Origin of the sequence: Sodalis sp. dw_96 (genome assembly GCF_018449575.1) — a bacterium.
GTDB lineage: Bacteria > Pseudomonadota > Gammaproteobacteria > Enterobacterales > Enterobacteriaceae > Acerihabitans.
Genome location: NZ_JAAVUT010000010.1, coordinates 147311 through 166834, shown reverse-complemented (window position 1 = coordinate 166834; position 19524 = coordinate 147311). Strand labels below are relative to the sequence as shown.

The window sequence follows — 19524 nt, the reverse complement described above, 5'->3', positions numbered from 1 at the left end:
GGTCTTTTTATGATTTAAGCAGCCGGCTCAGCAGGTCCAGCGCCGCGGTGAACTGGTCATCGGGGATGGTGAGCGGATACAGGAAACGAATGACGTTGTAATGAACGCCGCAGGTCAGCAGCAGCAGTCCCTGTTCCAGGGCCTGGCGCTGGATCTTCTTGGTAAAGACCGGATCGGGCTCGCCGGTGGCGGGATCGGCGAACTCCACCGCCACCATGGATCCCTGACCGCGCACCGCGGAGATGGCCGGGCAGGATACCCGGGCCTTGTCCAGGGTTTCCATCAAATGGGCCCCCAGGCGCCGGGCGCGGGCGCAAAGCTGTTCTTCTTCAATCACCGCCAGCACCGCCAGGGCGGAAGCCACCGCCAACGGGTTACCGGCATAGGTGCCCCCCAGTCCGCCCGGCGCGGGGGCATCCATCACCTCGGCGCGGCCGGCCACGGCGGAAATGGGAATACCGCCCCCCAGGCTTTTGGCCAGGGTGATCAGATCCACCTTCACCTGCGGACAGTACTCCATGGCGAACATTTTGCCGGTGCGGGCAAACCCGCTTTGCACTTCATCGGCAATCAGCAATATGCCGTGCTGGTCGCAAAGCTTGCGCAAGGCGATGATAAATTCCGGCGGCGCGACGTTAAAACCGCCTTCCCCCTGAATGGGTTCAAACAGAATGGCCGCAACCTGATCCGCCGGGATATCGGTGTGGAACAGCGAGTCGATGCTTTGGATGGCCTGTTCAACGGAGACGCCGTGCAGGGCATTGGGATAGCGGGCATGAAAAATTTGTCCCGGCAGCGGGCCGAACCCCAGTTTGTAGGGGGCTACTTTGCCGGTGAGGGCCAGGGTCAACAGCGTACGGCCGTGAAAGGCGCCGCCGAAGGTGATGATGCCGGGACGGTTGGTATAGGCGCGGGCTATCTTGACCGCATTTTCCACCGCTTCTGCGCCGGTGCTGAATAACGTACTCTTCACCGGCCCGGCTACCGGAACGATGGCGTTAAGTTTTTCCGCCAGGGTCACGTAGTTGCCATAAGGGACGATTTGGTAGGCGGTATGGGTGAAAAGATCCAGCTGAGCCTTGATGGCGGCGACAATTTTCGGATGGCGGTGGCCGGTATTCAGTACCGCGATGCCGGCGGCGAAATCAGTGAATGCTCTGTCTTCAATGTCCCACAGCGTGGCGTTTTCCGCACGGGCGGCATAAAAATCACACATAACCCCCACGCCGCGCGGCGTGGCAGACAGACGACGTTGATTCATTTCACTATTGTTCATGCTGCGATGACTCCCGATATGATGCGGCATAAAATGCTGAACACAGACCCTGACCTAACTCCCGATTGCTATTAATCCCCGTTGTGGCTCTATAATCCAGAGCCAGTTCTGAAAAAATGAAGGTGCCAATTGCGATCGCTTCTTACCGATATGCTGCTGCAACGCTTGTCCGCCCATAACCAAGGCCCGCTGCACCGCCGTTTATACGACTGTATCCGCCTGGCTATTCTGGAGGGTGTTATCGGCGCCGGCAGCCGTTTGCCCCCGACGCGCGATTTGGCGGGGGCGCTGTCGCTGTCCCGCAATACCATAAGTACCGCCTATGAACAGTTGCTGGCGGAGGGCTATACCTTTACCCGCGCCGGCAGCGGAACCTTTGTCACCGATCATATGCCCGACGGCGCCATGACGCCGGTTAACGAGCAGCCGCCGGCCTCCCAGCGCCTCGCTGAGGATGAATTTTCACAAAGAGGAGCGTATCTGCTGGCAAAAACCGGTGCGTCGCCGCACCAGTGGGGAGCGTTTATGCCGGGGGTGCCGGACGTGTCCAATTTTCCCCACGGGCTGTGGCGGCGCATTCACTCGCGGCTTATCAGGCGCATCAAGCCGGATTATCTGACTTACTCGCGCATGGGGGGCAGCCCGGAGCTGCAACTGGCGCTGGTGGATTATCTGCGGGTGGCCCGTTCGGTAAACTGCGAGGCGCGGCAAATCATTATCACGGAGGGCACCCATCAGGCCATGGATTTACTGGCGAAGATGCTGTGCAATCCTGGCGATCGCGCCTGGATTGAAGAGCCCTGCTATTGGGGATTACGCAATGTGCTGACCGTCAATGGCGTCGAGGTCGTCCCCGTTACCGTGGATAATCAGGGTATTAACCTCCCGGAAACCCCGGTGGGGGACAACGCGCCGCGCCTGATATGCGTGACGCCGTCACATCAATATCCCACCGGGGCGGTCATGAGTCTTACCCGGCGCCAGCGTCTGCTGGCACTGGCGCAGGAGTGCGGCGCCTGGGTGGTGGAGGACGATTACGACAGTGAATTCCGTTACTCCGGCAATCCCATTCCGGCCTTGCAAAGCCTGACGCCGCAGGCGCCGGTCATTTATATCGGTACCTTTAGCAAAACCCTTTATCCGGGGCTGCGCATCAGTTATATGGTGCTGCCCGCCGCCCTGGCCGGACCCATGCGCGTGGCCCATGCTGAGCTGTATCGCGGCGGGCACTGGATTACCCAACTGGTGTTGGCGCAGTTTATCGCCGAAGGGCATTATGCCTCCCATATCCGCCGTATGCGGCTGCTGTACGGCAAACGGCGCAATGTACTGAGCCGACTGATCCTGCAGCATCTGGGGGAAGATGCGCTGCGGGACGACAGTAACGCCGGCCTGCATTTGGTGATGTCGCTGCCGGAGGAGGTGGATGACGAGCGCCTGACACGGGACGCGGGTCAGCAAGGAATTTATGTGCGGCCGCTTTCCACCTATTACCTGACGTCGCAGCGTAAAAAGGGCCTGTTGCTGGGCTATGCCTGCGTGGATGAAGCTGCTATCGAACCGGCGTTTAACGTGCTGATGGCATGCCTGGCGCGGCAAACCGGCGGGGGTGGTTCTTAGGCGCGGGGCGGATAGATCGGGTGTCTGACTTCTAAGGACTCGCTGCACAATCGGTGATAGCGGGCCTAGCGTGCCATGTGGTGCTCCGTCGGGCGGAAAAACCACGCCCGATTCGACCCCATCAGCACGGTCTCCCTTTAACATCTTCGTTGCACGATCGACGATCGCGGGCCTACCGCGCTGTGGGGCGCTCCGTCGGGCGGAAAAACCACGCCCGATTCGACCCCATCAGCACGGTCTCCCTTTAACACCCTCGTTGCACGATCGACGATCGCGGGCCTACCGCGCTGTGGGGCGCTCCGTCGGGCGGAAAAACCACGCCCGATTCGACCCCATCAGCACGGTCTCCCTTTAACATCTTCGTTGCACGATCGACGATCGCGGGCCTACCGCGCTGTGGGGCGCTCCGTCGGGCGGAAAAACCACGCCCGATTCGACCCCATCAGCACGGTCTCCCTTTAACACCCTCGTTGCACGATCGACGATCGCGGGCCCGCTTTAACATAGTCGGTTTAGTTTTAGAAAAGGTCGACATGCCTGACGGCTGTTGCTGTCTGCCTCATTTTGGTGCCCGGTGCTCCGAAAAGGGCGATGGTGCCGCCGCTTCCCATCGACCGGCGCAGGCTGGAGCAAGATGGTCGTATTCGTTGGTTTTTGTCTTTAAAAAAGCAATAAAAATCATCAGGTTGATAGATTATCATCAACCCGGAAGTTTTTTTATCGTTGCCCCTGAATTTCCTTGTCGCCGCTGAAAACCAGTGGTAAAGATAGAGGCATCGGGCGGAAAAGCCGCCGCCCCCATGGGTTAAGCATAACCCGTGCCACAACCTCGTCGGCAAACTGACCGCCCTGCTTAACTCCCATTAACAGGTTGTCGTTTCCGTAACGGTCTATCTATTTACGATGGCGGGAAAACCCGCTTTATTGCATTTTATCGCATTATCCAATGCACGATTCATTGCAGTAAGGCCGCCCGTCGGGATACCGCTAAGAGGGGTAGAATTCTTCCATGAAAAGCTATGTAAGCTTCAAAAATATCCAAAAAACCTACGACGGCGACAAGCTGGTGGTTAAGAATCTGAATTTGGATATTGCCGAAGGTGAATTTCTCACGCTGTTGGGACCGTCCGGTTCAGGGAAAACCACCAGCCTGATGATGCTGGCGGGCTTTGAAAACCCGACCCAGGGGGAAATTTTCCTGCGTGGCGAACCGTTGCACCACCTGCCTCCCCATCAGCGGGATATCGGCATGGTGTTCCAGAACTATGCGTTATTTCCCCATATGACCGTGGCGGAAAATCTGGCGTTTCCGTTATCCATACGGCGCATGAACCGCAGCGATATCAAGGAAAAGGTGGATCGGGTACTGGATCGCGTCAAGCTCACCGCCCTGGCCAATCGTTATCCGGCCCAGATGTCCGGCGGCCAGCAACAGCGGGTGGCCCTGGCGCGGGCGTTGGTATTCGAACCCAAACTGGTGCTGATGGATGAACCGCTGGGGGCGCTGGATAAACAATTGCGCGAACATATGCAGATGGAAATCAAAGCGCTGCACCAGGCGCTGGAGCTGACCATCGTCTATGTCACCCACGATCAAAGCGAAGCCATGACCATGTCGGACCGGGTGGCGGTATTCAACGACGGCATCATCCAGCAAATCGACCGTCCCAGTAAACTGTATGAAGAACCGCAGAATACCTTCGTGGCGCAATTTATCGGTGAGAACAATAGCCTGTTGTCCACCCAGGCCGGCAGCGAAGGCGATTATTATCGCGCCACCCTGGATGACGGCACGACGCTTAGGGCGCTGAAGGTCCGCCCCAGCTCTCCGGGACGTAAAATCATGCTGTGCATCCGTCCCGAACGGGTTCGGGTAAATGTGCCGCAGCACCTGCTTCCCGCCGGCAGCCAGCAAATCAGTGCCCGGATCCAGCAATTTATTTATCTGGGGGATCATGTGCGGATGTTAACCGACGTGGCGGGCCAGCCCAATTTCATGGTGAAGCTCAGCGCCGCCGAGGTTGAACCCAACTGGGTGGCCGGCAATGAGGTTACGCTCTCCTGGCAGGAGCGGCACCTGCGCGCCCTGGACGCCGTCTTAAGCGCCGTGCCCGAAGAGAAGACGAACAATACGGATGTCACTGATAACAGCCAGGCGGCCTAGCACAGGACACGCCTTGAGCCTTGGGATAGCGCGGGGAAATAGTTCCGGTTAAGTTTATCGAGAAAAAGTGCCGGAGAATAACGCCTGTAAAGCGTATCAAGAAATTATGCGGGAGAATAGCGCGGAGAAATTGCGTCTGTAAATAGTCTCTAGGAGGCTGGAAGCGCGAAGACATTTGTCAGGAACCGGCCGCCGTTATTAATCATCGGCAATAACGGCGGCCGTGAATCAGAACACCTTTAAATCACATCGCGTCGAATCAATCCCGGGCCACCAGCCGATAGATTAACAGCACTACAATAGCGCCGACCACCGCCACCGCGAAGCTGCCGACATTAAATCCGTCCACCCGGCCGTAACCGAAGAAGGTACTGATATATCCCCCCACCACCGCGCCAATAATCCCCAATATCACGGTAAGAATAAAACCACCGCCGTCTCTGCCCGGCATGATGAATTTCGCGATAATACCGGCAATAAGACCAAAAATAATCCAGGATAAAATGCCCATCGTTAAACTCCTTTGTCGTTGGCTAATCCGCTAGCCGCCTATACCCTACATAATTCAAGTTGCAGGAAGGCGGCGACGCAGCGAATCCCCAGGAGCTTACATCAGTAAGTGACTGGGGTGAGCGAGGAAAGCCAACGCGCCTGCTACTTGAAGGATGACGGGTATAACCTTTTACCCTCAGTGTCGGTTCAGCGTTATCCCAGCAGCCGGATAAAACGAGAAACCTGATTTATTATAGCCGACTATACCGGTAGGGTATTCACTTCCACCAAGGTTAACGAACCGCCGTACACCGCGCCGGTATCGATATAGTACTGATTGAAAAAATGCCTGACCCGATTTAGCGGCGTATGACCGAAAAAAAAGTGTGTGGCGCCGGTAATGGGCGCGCCCCGCCCCTGTTGATTTCTGTGAATGCGGCGCCGGCTCCATACCAGCTCTTCGCTGTCCACCGGCTGGTCGAAATAATAGTTATCGCCGGGATAATCCGCATGGGCCACCACCACGTGCCGTTGTCCCATGGGAATATCAATCACCAGCGGCAGCAGGGCGCAGTCGGCAATCAGCGCTGTCGCCTGCTGCCGCTGCGCCGGATCCAGGCGGGAAAACCACTCGCCGCCGTTGGCCAGCCACAGTCCGGGGTCATTGCTGTCCAAAGCTTCCATGGCCATTTGCTCATGATTACCCCGCACCGCGCAGAACCATTTTTCCCTGAGCAGCGACAGGCATTCCAGATTTTGGCGGCCGCGATCGATTAAATCCCCTACCGATACCAGGAGATCCTGCCCGGTGTCGAATCCGTTCCGCTCTAGCTTTTCCAATAACAGGTCAAAACATCCATGTAGATCCCCCACGATAAAAATCCGGCGCCACTCAGCGGCATCGATTTTTTGGTACAACGCGCCGGGAATATGCTGATACATCGTTTCTCCCCATAAAGGAATCCCATAAAGGAATCCCATAAAAAGGCTCCATAAACGGATTCCGTAAAAAAAATACCGTAGATGCTTTTCGTCAATGAATTGACACGGCATCCGATGAAAACGGGTCCCTGAATTAAAGCATAGCAGCCTATAAAATTAATGAAAAAAGACTATTAAAACAGTTCACTGGCAGGCAGCATGGTGTTTTCCCTTGCCCTTGGCGGCAAAACATCAGCCGCGCCGTTGCGCCGTTGGGTTGCGGCCGGCATGATTAATGGGTCTTAACGGGTTTTATGGATAAACGTCACGCCTATATCGCACTGAATATTTCCGCGTTTTTTTTCGGTTTGTCCGGCATTTTAGGCAAGGCGGTGAATGCTTCCCCCGCCACCATCGTCTTTGGCCGCGCGTGGTTTGCCTTTCTGATCCTGACCGCCCTGATGCTGTGCGTCAAAGGTTTGCGCTGGCAGCGCATCAGCTACCGGGGGCTGCTGCTGATTCTGGTGTCCAGCATCGTGCTGGCCGGCCATTGGCTCACTTTTTTCATTTCGGTGAAAGCGGCGGGGGTTGCTGTCGCCACCCTGGGCTTCGCCAGTTTTCCGGCCTTCACCACTCTGTTTGAAGGCCTGGCGTTTCGCGAGCGCATCACCTGGCGGGAGTCGTTGCTTATCGGCGTCATCTGCCTGGGACTTATCATGGTGTGTCCGTCCTTCAACTTCAGCAGCCAAAGTACCCTGGGGTTTTTATGGGGTATTCTTTCCGGCGCGCTGCTGGCCTGCCTGATTCTGTGCAACCGCATCACCGCCGCTACCGTCCGCCCGGTGCAGGCGGCATTGTGCCAGAACGGCGTGATATCCCTGCTGATGTTGCCGTTCGCCTTTCGGGCGCTGCCGCAACTGGCGGCGATGGATTGGTTTTACCTGGCGCTGCTGGGGGTATTTTGTACCGGCGCGGCACACAGCTTAATGGTGACCAGTCTGCGCTTTGTCAAGGCGCGTTCGGCATCGGTGTTTTTTGCCTTGGAACCGGTCTATGCCATTGCGTTCGCCTGGTGGCTGTTTGATGAGCGGCCGACGGCGAAAATGATCGCCGGGGCCGCGTTGATTATTGTGTCGGTGGTGCTATTTTCCCGCAAAGGGAAAAACGGCTGATGAACGTCAGGCCATGGCCGCCAGATTATCTACACGTTCATGACCGGGAAACGTTTATCGTCAGGCCATGCCCGCCAGATTATCCGCACGGTTCTTGGCCGGCAAAACGTTTATCGTCGGGCCATGGCCGCAAAGGCATCCACCCGTATCATGGCCGACAGGACATCGTCGGCGCTGACGGTATGGGGCATATTGGCCATGTCCGGAGCCTCGACGGAAGATCGGCAAATGGCGTCAAGCTCGGTGGAGGTCAAATCATCGCAAATTTCCGCCAGACTAGTCGGCACCGCGCAGGCCTTCGCCAGGCGGACCGCCGCCAGCAGCTCTTCATCACCGCGCCGCTCCAGCGCCAGTAAACAAAGATTACCGTAACCCACCAGCAGCCCATGGCCGAAATGGCGGGTTTTGTCGTTAACGGTAAACCCTTCATAAATGGCATGGGCCGCCGAGGCGTGAGCGCCGCTGCCCATGATGGAGGTCAGGCCGGCAAAGATAAAAATGGCATCCGCCACCTGTTCCAGCGCCGGCGTGGGTTTCCCTTCGGTCAATGCGCCGCAGGCCGCCTCTCCGTAGTGCAGGATAAGATCATAACAAATCCGGCTATTGGCGCTGGCGGACGCCGACAGTCCGTTGAGACCGGCGGGATGGGCGATGGAGCGATATTCATACCATTTGGCCAGCGTATCCCCCAGCCCCGCCGCCAGCCAGCGCAGCGGGGAAAGCGCCAATAATTGCGTATCGATGACCACCGCCGCCGGCGCCTGCGGCAGAGGAAACAAATCCCGGAAATGACCGTCGTCGAAATACCGAATGGTCAAGGGCGTCACGGCGGCGCAGGTGGCGGCAATGGTGGGCAGCGTCACCACCGGCACCCCCAGGGAGGCCCCCACCGCCTTGGCGGTATCGATAGCCTTGCCGCCGCCGGCGCCGATGATGACATCGATCCCCTCAGCCTTCGCTTCCAGGCCCAGGCGGTTGATATGGGTTTCACTGCACTCACCGCCATACCACTGCATGGCCGCCAGCGTTACGCCGGCGGTGACCAACTGGCTGAACACCGCCTGTTCGATTGAGGCCAGGGCACGACGGCCGCCGATGACCATGGCGCGCCGGCCCAGAACGGCGCACAGGGCGCCCAGTTGATTAATAGCGCCGGCGCCGCGGACTACGCGGGCCGGAAAAGCAAGATGATGAACATCCACGGTGGCCTTCCTGTCTTGCTGCGTTCTCATGGATTTACTATCCAATCATCGGCAGTTTAAGTCCATATTTTTCCGCACAGGCGATGGCTTCAGGATAACCGGCATCCGCGTGGCGCATAACGCCGGTGGCCGGATCGTTCCACAACACCCGCGCCAGGCGTTCGTCGGCCTTTTCGCTGCCGTCGCAAACGATGACCATGCCGGCATGCTGTGAAAAGCCCATGCCGACGCCGCCGCCATGGTGCAGGCTAACCCAGGTCGCGCCGCCGGCGGTACTGAGCATGACGTTCAATAACGGCCAGTCGGACACCGCGTCGGAGCCGTCGCGCATGGCTTCGGTTTCACGGTTCGGCGAGGCCACGGAACCGCAGTCGAGATGATCGCGACCGATGACGATGGGGGCTTTCAATTCGCCGGTGCGCACCATTTCGTTAAAAGCCAGACCGGCGAGATGACGTTCCCCCAAACCCAGCCAGCAAATCCGCGCCGGCAGGCCCTGGAAAGCGATGCGCTCACGGGCCATATCCAGCCAGTTATGCAGTGACGTATTATCCGGGAACAGCTCTTTGAGCTTGGCGTCGGTTTTATAGATGTCTTCCGGATCGCCGGAAAGCGCCACCCAGCGGAAGGGACCTTTGCCTTGGCAAAACAGCGGACGAATATAGGCCGGCACGAAACCGGGGAAATCGAACGCGTTTTCCACGCCCTCTTCAAACGCCACCTGACGGATATTATTCCCGTAGTCCACCGTCGGCACGCCCATTTTATGGAATTCCAGCATAGCCTGTACATGCACCGCCATGGACTGGCGCGCGGCCTTGATGACTTTTTCCGGATCCGCCTTCTTGGCCTGGTTCCACAGTTCCAGGCTCCAGCCCGCCGGCAGGTAGCCGTTGAGCGGATCGTGGGCCGAGGTCTGGTCGGTAACGATATGGGGACGGGGTCCGCCGGCGGCGGCGCGTTTCGCCAGTTCCGGCATGATTTCGGCCGCATTGCCCAGCAGGCCGACGGAAATAACCTCTCCCTGGCGGCAGGCGGTTTCGATCATGTTAAGCGCTTCGTCGATACTGTAGGCTTTGCGATCCAGGTAACGGGTGCGCAGACGAAAATCAATGCGGGATTCCTGGCATTCAATGGCCAGGACACAGGCCCCCGCCAGCACGCCGGCCAGCGGCTGCGCCCCGCCCATGCCGCCCAGGCCGGCGGTGAGGATCCATTTGCCCTTGAGATCGCTGCCGTAATGCTGGCGACCGGCTTCGACAAAGGTTTCGAACGTGCCCTGCACGATGCCCTGGGCGCCGATATAAATCCAGGAACCGGCGGTCATCTGGCCGTACATCATCAGTCCCGCCCGATCCAACTCGTGAAAATGTTCCCAGGTCGCCCAGTGCGGCACCAGGTTGGAGTTGGCTATCATCACCCGCGGCGCGTCCACGTGGGTGCGGAACACCCCTACCGGCTTGCCCGACTGCACCAGCAGGGTTTCGTCTTCGTTCAGTTCGCGCAGGCTGTCAAGAATCGCTTCAAAACAGGGCCAGTTGCGGGCCGCTTTACCGATACCGCCATACACCACCAGATCGTCCGGGCGCTCCGCCACATCCGGATCGAGGTTATTCTGGATCATGCGATACGGGGCCTCGATAAGCCAGTTTTTACAGGTCAGTTCTGTGCCGCGGGGGGCGCTGACCGGACGGGCGACGGCATGGCTGAAATCTTTTTTCATTACGGGTTCCTTCATTTTCATGGCTTAAAATTAACGATGATATTCAAAACGTCATTTGATAGCTGGGCAATAGCGACTCCACCACCGGCGGCAGGCTGAACTCCGCTACCCACAGGCGCATGGCCTCGATGTCGGGGGCCAGCAGCCGGTCGCGCTCCATAAACGCCACCCGCCCGCGAATGGCGGTCAACTGCTCTTCCAGCAGCGCCGTGCTTCGCAGCGGGCGGTTGAAATCAATGCCTTGGGCGGCGGCCATGGCTTCGATGCCTACCACCACCGAGGTGTTAAAACACATATCGCCGAGGCGACGGGCGCCGAAGGTGGCCATGGACACATGATCTTCCTGGTTGGCCGAGGTGGGCAAACTATCGACGCTGGCGGGATGCGCCAGGGATTTATTTTCCGACGCCAGGGCGGCGGCGGTGACCTGGGCAATCATAAAACCGGAATTTACGCCACCCTCGTTGATTAAAAAGGGTGGTAAACCCGACAGGCCGGTATCCAGCAGCAGCGACAGACGCCGTTCGGAAATGGCGCCGATTTCCGCCACCGCCAGGGCGATGATATCGGCGGCGAACGCCACCGGCTCCGCATGAAAATTGCCGCCGGAAATCACCTCGCCGCTATCGGTAAACACCAGCGGATTATCGGAAGCGGCGTTGGCTTCGATGCGCAGCGTGCGCGCGGCGAAAGCCAGATTGTCCAGGCAGGCCCCCATCACCTGCGGCACGCAGCGGATTGAATAGGGATCCTGCACTCGGCCGCAGTTGACATGGGAAACCACGATCTCGCTGCCCTCCAGCATCGCCGCCACCGCTTGCGCCACCGCAATCTGGCCGGACTGCCCGCGCGCCTGATGGATACGGGGATCAAAAGGTTTCACCGAGCCTTTAATGGCTTCCAAGGATAACGCGCCGGCCACCAGACCCGCGGCGAAGCAGCGTTCGGCTTCAAACAGGCCTGCCAGCGCCAGGGACGTGGAAACCTGGGTACCGTTGAGCAACGCCAATCCCTCTTTCGGCGCCAGCTCCACCGGGGTCAGGCCGGCCAGGGCCAAGCCTTCCACCGCGCTCATCAAGCGGCCTTTTACCCTTACCTGTCCTTCACCGAGCAGCATCAGCGACATATGCGCCAGGGGCGCCAAATCTCCGGAGGCGCCCACCGAACCCTTGGCCGGAATGCAGGGCATCACGCCGGCGTTATACAGTGCCAGCAATGCCTCCACCACCGGCAGGCGGATGCCGGAATGGCCGCGCGCCAGGCTTACCACTTTGCAGGCCATCACCAGGCGCACCACGTTATCTTCCAGCAGATTGCCGGTGCCGACGCTGTGGGACAAAACCAGATTACGCTGCAATTCCGCCAGCCGTTCGGCGGGAATGCGGGTCTGCGCCAGCTTACCGAAACCGGTGTTGATGCCGTAGACCACCTCGCCGGTGGCCAGGATGTTCTGCACCGTACGCTGTGCCTGATTAATGGCCTCGCAGGCGGAGGGATCCAGGGAAAGCACCACTTCCCCTTGATAAATCGCCCTGAGGGCCGCCAGGTCCACTTCACCCGGCACCAGCCGATAAGGGCGCAATGTTAATAAAGATTGCATAATCTATTCCTGTCTATACAAGTAAAGCCGCTTTTATATCTATAAAAAAGAACGCTCCGGCGCGTTACGTTTTAACGCGATTTCCGCGACCCCAGGACATTACGTTTTGGCCCGGTCAGCCAAACGCAGTCCGACATAATCAGGATACCGAGGCCGCCGCGGCATAACGGACCACCCCGATTTTCAACCTCAGCCGGTCTGGCTTTGCAGCGTTTCGCTGCGGATTTCCTCGGTGACGCGCGCTTTCAGCGCCATAAATTCCGCGGTGGTTTTCAAAGTATAATCCCTGGGATGGGGAAAATTCACCGCCACCTCGGTTTTAATTCTTCCCGGCCTGGCGCTGAAAATCGCCACTTTATTGGCCATGAAAATCGCTTCATCGATATCGTGGGTGACAAACAGCACCGTTTTGCGCGACGACTCCCAGATACTGAGCAACAGCTCCTGCATCAGCACCCGGGTCTGGTTATCCAGGGCGCCGAAGGGTTCGTCCATCAGCAGCACCTTCGGATCGTTGGCCAGGGCGCGTGCAATGGCGGTGCGTTGCTGCATGCCGCCGGACAGTTGACGAGGAAAGTGCTGCTCAAATCCCCGCAGCCCGACCTTGGCGATAAAATAATCGCAGCGCTCCCGCTGCAGGGCGCTGCCCAGGCCCCTTTCCCGCAGGCCGAAGCAGATATTCTGCTCCACCGTCAGCCAGGGAAACAGCGTATAGCTTTGAAAAACCATGCCGCGATCCGCTCCCGGACCGTCAATCAGACCGCCGTCCAGCCACACTTCGCCGGCGCTCGGCCGGTCCAGGCCGGCGATAATGCGCAACAGGGTGGATTTACCGCAGCCGGAGGGGCCGAGAATGGTAATAAAATCGTTTTCCTCCACCCGGTAATCGATGGGTAATAATGCCTGGGTCTGCTGGCCCTTCGGGCCGGTGAAGGTCCTGGCGACCTGGCGAATGTTGAGTTTGCCGTAGTTCGAGGCGTGGTTGTTTGAAAGATTCATGGCGCCACGCTCCAGGCAAACAGACGGCGGTTAAACGCCTTGAATAAATAATCCGACAACAGACCGATACAGCCGATGGTGATAATACCGAAAATGATTTGCCCGGTATTGAGCAACGCCTGGCTGTCCACAATCATATGGCCGATACCGCTGGAGGAACCGATAAGTTCCGCGACGATAACGTAGGTCCAGGCCCAGCCCAGCACCAGACGCAGCAGCTCGGCGATTTCCGGCGCGGCGCCCGGTATCAGCACCCGGCGCACAATGCTGCGGCTGGAGGCCCCCAGGGTATAGGCCGCTTCCACCAGATCCCGCCGCGCCCCGCCGACGGTCACCGCGATCATCAGCACGATCTGGAAAAACGATCCGATGAAAATCACCAGTATTTTCTGCGTTTCCCCGATGCCGGCCCAGAGGATCAGCAGGGGAATAAACGCCGACGCCGGCAGATAGCGGCAAAAGGAGACAAAAGGCTCGACAAAGGCTTCCACCAATTTGTAAGAGCCCATCATGATGCCCAGCGGTACCGCCAGCACCGCCGCCAGGATAAAGCCCCCCAGTACCCGCATGACCGTCATGCCGATATCCAGGGAAAAATTGTATTCCGTGAACAACAGATAACCTTCATGCACCATGGTGACCGGGTCGGCCAGAAAGGTCGGCGACACCCCGCCGCCGAAGGTGGCAAGAGCCCAAAAAGCGAAAAACAGCACAAAAAAGCTGATGCCGAGGAACCAACGTTGGCCGGAAGAGACCGGCCGCAGCGGCACCAGCAGCGGGTTGTGGCGGATTTGCCTGGCCGCCGGCAGCGGTGCCGGCTCTTTGGCCGCCAGAGCGGCGATATCCTTATCAACGGACATGATGCGCCCCTTTATTGATTAACGTAGCTGGCGTCATAGAGGGTGTTGAGATCCGGTATTTTACGAATGACTTTCATCTGCAGCAGCAGATTGGCCGCTTCCTGTTCGAAGTTTTTAATCTCGCCGTTGAAGAATGTCTTGTTTTGCCCGCGATCCTGCCAGCGCAGGTAGCTGGATTCCTCGGCAAAGGCCTTGCCGGACTCTTTCACCGCCGCACCCATGATCTCATTGGATTTATCCGGCTCTTTCCTGATCATATCCAACGCATCGAAATAACTTTCCACCAGGGCCTTGGCGGCCTGGGGATTCTTTTTCAGGAAGGCGGGGGTACAGCCCAGGGTATCCATCACCATGGGATAGTCCAGGGTGGTGGCGAGAATTTTGCCTTTGGCCGGGTTTTTCCGCACGGAGGAGAGATAGGGTTCATACGTCATCGCGGCGTCGTTGCTGCCGGCGATAAACGATTGGGCCGCCGCGTCCGGAGCCAGGGTGGTTATCTTGACGTCTTTCAGGCTCATGCCGTTTTTATCCAGCATCCAGGCCAGGGTAAAATAGGGCGAGGTTCCGGGAGCATCGACGCTGACGGTTTTGCCCTTCAGGTCTTTTATGCTGTTGATATTGTTGCGTACCACCAGGCCGTCGGCGCCGAACGATTTGTCCAGCTGGACAATCTGAGTGATGGGTACGCCGTTGGCGTTCCAGGAGATATAGGTTTCCACGGTGGTGCCCGCACATTGCACGTCACCGGAGGCAATGGCCAGGTGCCGGTCTTTTTGCGGGATCATTTTCAGCGTGACATCCAGGCCGTGGCGTTTGAATATTCCCGCTTTATCCGCCAGGGTCAGCGGCGCGAAGCCGGTCCAGCCGGAGAGGCCGATAGCCACCGGGGTATCCGCCGCCATAACCGGCGCGGTCAATATCAGGCCCATAACCAGGGCCAGGAGGTTTACGCGACCTACGAATGATTTTCCGGTACCGACACTGTTCATATCCCACTCCTGAGTTGGCAGGCGGTCAAGATGGCCGTCTAAAAGCCAGGCCTTGCGACGCACATTGACTTGTCTATACAAGACCCGGTTCCTAAACCAAAGCAAAGCTTATGCCAGAATGGCGTCAACGGACGCGGCGCCTTATAATCTCGCCCCGCCGCTGCCGGAACCCCGATTTGACTTGCTTACCGCCTGTCGCCGCGTCCATATCTCGTCGGCCTGTACCAAAATGACGCGTCGCGCACTGAAATCATGCAGTGTTTTGCGTCCTTTTGGTGAACGTATTACCGGGGGGTGATATCCGCCCATAGCGCCAGGCACCCGGTTGACAGCGGACGCAGCGCCAGGGGCGACGGCAGGTGGTGCCACCAATAGCCGTCCCGCGCCGCCAGCGGCTTGTCGTCCGCCGCCTTATTTTCATCATTTTCACCCAGCAGGCGCCACTTACCCGCCAGGACATACAGCACGCCGCTGTGACCGGCGGGCAGCGGGAATTCATGATCCATTCGCGCCACCGCGGCCCGCCAATCCAGACGCCGGGTCATGATATTGAAATCCCGACTGGGACCTCCCGCCAGCACGGCGTTAACCGGCTCCTCACCGGCGAAGGCGTAGGGTTCTCCCGGCTGTGTCAATGCATGGGCCGCGCCTTGCACCCCATGCAAAACCACGCCGTTGCCTTCCAGCAGGGTTATGCTGCGGTCAACGCCGGGGAAAGCGGAAAAACCGCCGTCCCGGTCGATGGTGGCAATGCTGGCGCGCCAGGCAAAATCGTCAATAGCGGGCAGCGGTCCGCCGTCGGCGGGCAACAGCTCCGCCGCGGGCCAGCTGACGATTTGCCGGGTTTCGCCGCCGCCGTTGCGCCAGCGGCTTACCGGCAGTTCATCGAAAGAGAAACGCAGCGGCCGGCTCATAAAGCCTCCTGACGCAGATCCCGCAATACCTCGGCGAAAGCCAGTGCGCTTTCCTGCTCAAGCCGGTGATGCCCGTCGCTTATCAGCTGCCGTCCGCCGACAAACACATCCCGGATTTGCCCCGGTCCGCCGGCAAACAGCCAGCGATTGAGCAGTGCCGGGTCGGCGGCGGTGCTGATATAGGGATCCCGTTCATCCAGCACCAGCCAGTCGGCGCGATATCCCGGGGCCAGTTGTCCTAACGGCGCGCCGCAGGCCTTGGCGCCTCCTTGCAGGGCGCCGAGATACAGCGTATCCCCCACTGCTTTGTGCCGCGCGCCGGCGATACGGTTGCGCCGCTGATCGCGCAGGCGCTGTCCGTACTCCAGCCAGCGAAGTTCTTCCACCACGTTAAGGGAGACATGGCTGTCGGAGCCGATGCCCCAGCGGCCATTCAGGGCCAGGTAATCCGTGGCGGGGAAAATTCCGTCCCCCAGATTCGCTTCGGTGGTGGGACACAAGCCCGCCGTCGCGCCGCTTTGGGCCAGGGCGGTTAATTCCGCCCTGTCGATATGGGTGGCATGAATCAGGCACCAGCGATCGTCCACCGGGAAATGATCCAGCAGCCATTGAATCGGCCTTTGTCCTGACCAGCTCAGGCAGTCGCTGACCTCTTTTTCCTGTTCCGCCACATGGATGTGCACCGGCAAATCCGGTCCCGACGCCTGTAACACCTCGGCTACCTGCCGTTCATCCACCGCGCGCAGCGAATGAAAGCACACCCCGAGATTTTGGCCATCCAGACCCGCCAGATGTTTAATCAGCACCTGCTGCTGACGCAGATAACCTTCGGTTTGCTGGATAAAGCGCCGCTGCCCTTCCTGGGCCGGCTGGGCGCCGAAACCGCCATAGCTGTAGAGCACCGGCAGCAGGGTCAGTCCGATACCGCTTTCCACCGCCGCCCGGCTGATATGCAGCGCCATCTCCGCCGGGTTCTCATAGGATTGCCCCTGGGCGTCGTGATGAAGATAATGAAATTCCGCCACCTGGGTGTAACCGCCCTTCAGCATTTCAATATAGAGCTGGCGGGCGATAATCCCCACCTGATCCGGCGTCAGTTGCCGCACCATGCGGTACATCACATCGCGCCAGGTCCAGAAGCTGTCCTGGGGGTCCCCCACCACTTCCGTCAAACCCGCCATGGCGCGCTGGAAGGCATGGGAATGCAAATTGGGCATGGACGGCAGAACGGGGCCGGAGAGCAAGACAGCGTCCGTGGACGAGGCGTCGAATTCGACGGTTTTTATGATACCTTGTGAATCGACGGTAAGACGGACATTGTGGGTCCATCCCTGCGCCAACAGCGCTCGGGAAGCAAAAAAAACGGGCATGGCGGTTTCCGGTTCAGGTTAAAAATAAGGGTTGGTAATGCGGTCATCCAGACGAAATGCTTATCCACTTGTCTATACATATACATACGCTTAATCTAACAGTAAACTGTTTTATTATGATCCCGCATCACGAGGTTGGAAAGTGACTGAAATACAGTCTGCAGCACAATTGTCCGCCATAATGAGTGATTCCCCCGCGCCGATTTACCAGCGGGTCAAGCAAGCCATTGTCCAGCAGATTCGCTCCGGCACCTGGATACCGCATCAACGGATCCCCTCGGAGAGCGAGCTGGTGGCGGAGCTGAGCGTCAGCCGCATGACCATCAACCGGGCCTTACGGGAGCTCACCAGCGAGGGATACCTGCTGCGTATGCAGGGCGTCGGCACCTTTGTCGCCGAGCTTAAACCGCAAACCGCCATGCTGGAAGTGCGGAACATCGCCGATGAAATAGCCGCCCGCGGCCATCGCCACAGCAGCAGGCTGCTGGAGCTGACCGCCCGCGCCGCCACCGGCGAGGAAGCGTTGTCGCTGGGTATCCAGCCCGGGCAGCGGTTATTCCATTCGATGATTGTGCATTATGAAAATGATATCGCGGTGCAGTTGGAAGATCGCTGCGTCAATCCGCTGACCGCCCCGGATTATCTGGCGCAGGATTTTAGCCAAATCACCCCCTATTTTTATCTGACGCAAGCCGCCCCGCTTACCGCCGGGGAGCATCGGGTGGAGGCCGTGTGCGCCAGCGCCCGGGAGCGGGAGCTGTTGCAGTTGGCGGATAACGAGCCCTGCCTGCTGATTCATCGCCGCACCTGGTTCGGCAAATTAGTGGTGACGTCGGCGCGCCTGCTCTATCCCGGAACGCGCTATCAACTTTTTGGCAGCTTTATTGCTTAACTGAACTGACTGTTTGAGAGGGGAACCGGCAATGCCTGCAACACTAAAATTCGACAGTATCTGGCTGGGCGCCGACGTCGCGACGTTACATCAGGGCCATTACGGCCTGATAAAAGACGGCGCCATCGCCGTGGCGAAAGGGCGTATCGCCTGGGTCGGCCCGCGGGCCGACCTGCCCGCGGCCCCTGGCGCGGCGCGGCATGATTTCGGCGGCGGTTTGATAACGCCGGGGTTTGTCGATTGTCATACCCACCTGGTGTTCGGCGGCAATCGCAGCCTGGAATTCGAGCAGCGGCTCCACGGCGCCAGCTATGCCGACATTGCCGCCGCCGGCGGCGGTATCCTTTCCACGGTGAACGCCACCCGCGCCGCCAGTGAAGATGAACTGATGGCGACGGCGGAAGCCCGGCTGGCCATGTTGATGGCCGACGGCGTGACCTGCATTGAAATAAAATCCGGCTACGGCCTGACCCTGGACGATGAAATAAAAATGCTGCGGGTGGCCCGGCGGATTGCCAAAAAATATCCCATCCAGGTGCGTACCACCTTTCTGGCCGCCCATGCGCTGCCGCCGGAATACCGGGGCCGGGCGGATGAATTTATCGATTTGGTGTGCGAGCGCTGGATCCCGGAGGTGGCGGCCCTTGGTCTGGCTGACGCGGTGGATGGTTTTTGCGAGCATCTGGCGTTTTCACCGGAGCAAATCGCTCGGGTGTTTGCCGCCGCCCGCCAGGCGGGATTGCCGGTGAAGCTGCACGCCGAACAGTTATCCTCCCTGGGCGGCAGTTCGCTGGCGGCCCGCTGGCGGGCGCTGTCGGCGGATCACCTAGAGTACGCCACCGAGGACGATGCCCGCGCCATGGCGTTATCCGGCACGGTGGCGGTGCTGCTGCCCGGGGCCTGCTACATGCTGCGTGAAACGCAACACCCGCCGGTGGCGCTGTTTCGCCGGCACGGCGTATCGATGGCGCTGGCCAGCGATATCAATCCCGGTACCTCCCCCGCCTGTTCGTTGCGTTTGATGATCAATATGGGCTGTACCCTGTTTCGCCTGACGCCGGAAGAGGCGCTGGCGGGCGTTACCCTTAACGCCGCCCGCGCGCTGGGGCTGGGGGACACACTGGGCTCGCTGGAAGCGGGCAAGATGGCCGATTTCGTGCATTGGCCGGTGAAGCATCCGGCGGAGCTGGCCTACTGGCTGGGGGGACAAATGCCGGTCACCGTGGTATATCGTGGCGAACGTCGCCGATAATAATCTTATACCCAATAGATTTCGAGTAGCAGGAAGGCGGCAAGCGAGAGAACCCCGATGAGCTTACTGAAGTAAGTG

At 59.0% G+C, this 19524-nt stretch carries 16 protein-coding genes; 5 read left to right on the top strand and 11 right to left on the bottom strand.

The genetic code is table 11. From position 1 onward, the window contains the following. Positions 1-7: 7 nt before the first annotated feature. Positions 8-1276: a 4-aminobutyrate--2-oxoglutarate transaminase gene (locus HB631_RS16360; protein ID WP_213992230.1), complete on the bottom strand. Its 1269-nt coding sequence runs from the start codon at positions 1274-1276 to the stop codon at positions 8-10. Positions 1277-1405: 129 nt separating this feature from the next. Between HB631_RS16360 and HB631_RS16355 the strand changes: the two genes are divergently transcribed. Further along, a complete protein-coding gene (locus HB631_RS16355; RefSeq protein WP_213992229.1) occupies positions 1406-2896 on the top strand; it encodes a PLP-dependent aminotransferase family protein in 1491 nt (496 codons plus the stop codon). 1009 nt (positions 2897-3905) lie between these two features. Beyond that, positions 3906-5060, top strand: coding sequence for an ABC transporter ATP-binding protein (locus HB631_RS16350; protein ID WP_213992228.1), 1155 nt, complete (start codon positions 3906-3908; stop codon positions 5058-5060). A gap of 259 nt (positions 5061-5319) precedes the next feature. On the opposite strand, the gene HB631_RS16345 is transcribed toward HB631_RS16350, so the two are convergent. Both HB631_RS16345 and HB631_RS16340 read right to left on the bottom strand, forming a co-directional pair. Next, positions 5320-5571: a GlsB/YeaQ/YmgE family stress response membrane protein gene (locus HB631_RS16345; RefSeq protein ID WP_213992227.1), complete on the bottom strand. Its 252-nt coding sequence runs from the start codon at positions 5569-5571 to the stop codon at positions 5320-5322. Positions 5572-5813: 242 nt separating this feature from the next. Next, complete coding sequence (locus tag HB631_RS16340; RefSeq protein ID WP_213992276.1) at positions 5814-6470, bottom strand: metallophosphoesterase; 657 nt, start codon at positions 6468-6470, stop codon at positions 5814-5816. A 317-nt stretch (positions 6471-6787) separates the two neighbouring features. Here HB631_RS16340 and HB631_RS16335 point away from each other — a divergent pair, with 317 nt between their 5' ends. Beyond that, on the top strand, positions 6788-7645 hold the full coding sequence (locus tag HB631_RS16335; protein WP_213992226.1) for a DMT family transporter: 858 nt from the start codon (positions 6788-6790) through the stop codon (positions 7643-7645). A 110-nt stretch (positions 7646-7755) separates the two neighbouring features. Here the strand turns inward: HB631_RS16335 and HB631_RS16330 are convergent, their stop codons facing one another. The 8 genes from HB631_RS16330 to HB631_RS16295 all read right to left on the bottom strand — a co-directional run bounded on the left by HB631_RS16330 (position 7756) and on the right by HB631_RS16295 (position 17302). Next, on the bottom strand, positions 7756-8847 hold the full coding sequence (locus HB631_RS16330; RefSeq protein WP_213992275.1) for an iron-containing alcohol dehydrogenase: 1092 nt from the start codon (positions 8845-8847) through the stop codon (positions 7756-7758). Between the two features lie 37 nt (positions 8848-8884). Further along, positions 8885-10570, bottom strand: a complete 1686-nt coding sequence (gene hutU, locus HB631_RS16325; RefSeq protein ID WP_213992225.1) for a urocanate hydratase — start codon at positions 10568-10570, stop codon at positions 8885-8887. A gap of 43 nt (positions 10571-10613) precedes the next feature. Then, a complete protein-coding gene (gene hutH / locus HB631_RS16320; RefSeq protein WP_213992224.1) occupies positions 10614-12170 on the bottom strand; it encodes a histidine ammonia-lyase in 1557 nt (518 codons plus the stop codon). 189 nt (positions 12171-12359) lie between these two features. Continuing rightward, positions 12360-13169, bottom strand: a complete 810-nt coding sequence (locus HB631_RS16315; protein ID WP_213992223.1) for an ABC transporter ATP-binding protein — start codon at positions 13167-13169, stop codon at positions 12360-12362. Continuing rightward, the gene (locus HB631_RS16310) at positions 13166-14029 is read right to left on the bottom strand and encodes an ABC transporter permease (protein ID WP_213992222.1); all 864 of its coding nucleotides are present in this window, start codon (positions 14027-14029) and stop codon (positions 13166-13168) included. Before HB631_RS16310 ends, HB631_RS16315 begins: the two co-directional genes overlap by 4 nt. Before the next feature lie 11 nt (positions 14030-14040). Then, positions 14041-15018 carry an ABC transporter substrate-binding protein gene (locus HB631_RS16305; RefSeq protein ID WP_213992221.1) on the bottom strand — a complete coding sequence of 326 codons (978 nt, stop codon included), beginning with the start codon at positions 15016-15018 and terminating at the stop codon, positions 14041-14043. Positions 15019-15302: 284 nt separating this feature from the next. After that, positions 15303-15932, bottom strand: a complete 630-nt coding sequence (locus HB631_RS16300) for a HutD family protein (RefSeq protein ID WP_213992220.1) — start codon at positions 15930-15932, stop codon at positions 15303-15305. After that, positions 15929-17302, bottom strand: a complete 1374-nt coding sequence (locus HB631_RS16295; protein ID WP_213992219.1) for a formimidoylglutamate deiminase — start codon at positions 17300-17302, stop codon at positions 15929-15931. The genes HB631_RS16300 and HB631_RS16295 overlap by 4 nt, the downstream gene beginning before the upstream one ends. A 181-nt stretch (positions 17303-17483) precedes the next feature. Here HB631_RS16295 and hutC point away from each other — a divergent pair, with 181 nt between their 5' ends. Both hutC and hutI read left to right on the top strand, forming a co-directional pair. Next, positions 17484-18194 carry a histidine utilization repressor gene (hutC, locus tag HB631_RS16290; RefSeq protein WP_213992218.1) on the top strand — a complete coding sequence of 237 codons (711 nt, stop codon included), beginning with the start codon at positions 17484-17486 and terminating at the stop codon, positions 18192-18194. A gap of 31 nt (positions 18195-18225) precedes the next feature. Further along, positions 18226-19446, top strand: a complete 1221-nt coding sequence (hutI, locus tag HB631_RS16285) for an imidazolonepropionase (protein WP_213992217.1) — start codon at positions 18226-18228, stop codon at positions 19444-19446. The last annotated feature ends 78 nt before the right edge of the window (positions 19447-19524 follow it).

Coding starts and splice junctions, on each gene's coding strand:
- hutC (WP_213992218.1), top strand. CDS start 17,484: ATGAGTGATTCCCCCGCGCCGATTTACCAGCGGGTCAAGCAAGCCATT.
- HB631_RS16300 (WP_213992220.1), bottom strand. CDS start 15,932: ATGAGCCGGCCGCTGCGTTTCTCTTTCGATGAACTGCCGGTAAGCCGC.
- HB631_RS16335 (WP_213992226.1), top strand. CDS start 6,788: ATGGATAAACGTCACGCCTATATCGCACTGAATATTTCCGCGTTTTTT.
- HB631_RS16295 (WP_213992219.1), bottom strand. CDS start 17,302: ATGCCCGTTTTTTTTGCTTCCCGAGCGCTGTTGGCGCAGGGATGGACC.
- hutH (WP_213992224.1), bottom strand. CDS start 12,170: ATGCAATCTTTATTAACATTGCGCCCTTATCGGCTGGTGCCGGGTGAA.
- HB631_RS16360 (WP_213992230.1), bottom strand. CDS start 1,276: ATGAACAATAGTGAAATGAATCAACGTCGTCTGTCTGCCACGCCGCGC.
- HB631_RS16310 (WP_213992222.1), bottom strand. CDS start 14,029: ATGTCCGTTGATAAGGATATCGCCGCTCTGGCGGCCAAAGAGCCGGCA.
- HB631_RS16305 (WP_213992221.1), bottom strand. CDS start 15,018: ATGAACAGTGTCGGTACCGGAAAATCATTCGTAGGTCGCGTAAACCTC.
- HB631_RS16345 (WP_213992227.1), bottom strand. CDS start 5,571: ATGGGCATTTTATCCTGGATTATTTTTGGTCTTATTGCCGGTATTATC.
- HB631_RS16315 (WP_213992223.1), bottom strand. CDS start 13,169: ATGAATCTTTCAAACAACCACGCCTCGAACTACGGCAAACTCAACATT.
- HB631_RS16350 (WP_213992228.1), top strand. CDS start 3,906: ATGAAAAGCTATGTAAGCTTCAAAAATATCCAAAAAACCTACGACGGC.
- hutU (WP_213992225.1), bottom strand. CDS start 10,570: ATGAAAAAAGATTTCAGCCATGCCGTCGCCCGTCCGGTCAGCGCCCCC.
- hutI (WP_213992217.1), top strand. CDS start 18,226: ATGCCTGCAACACTAAAATTCGACAGTATCTGGCTGGGCGCCGACGTC.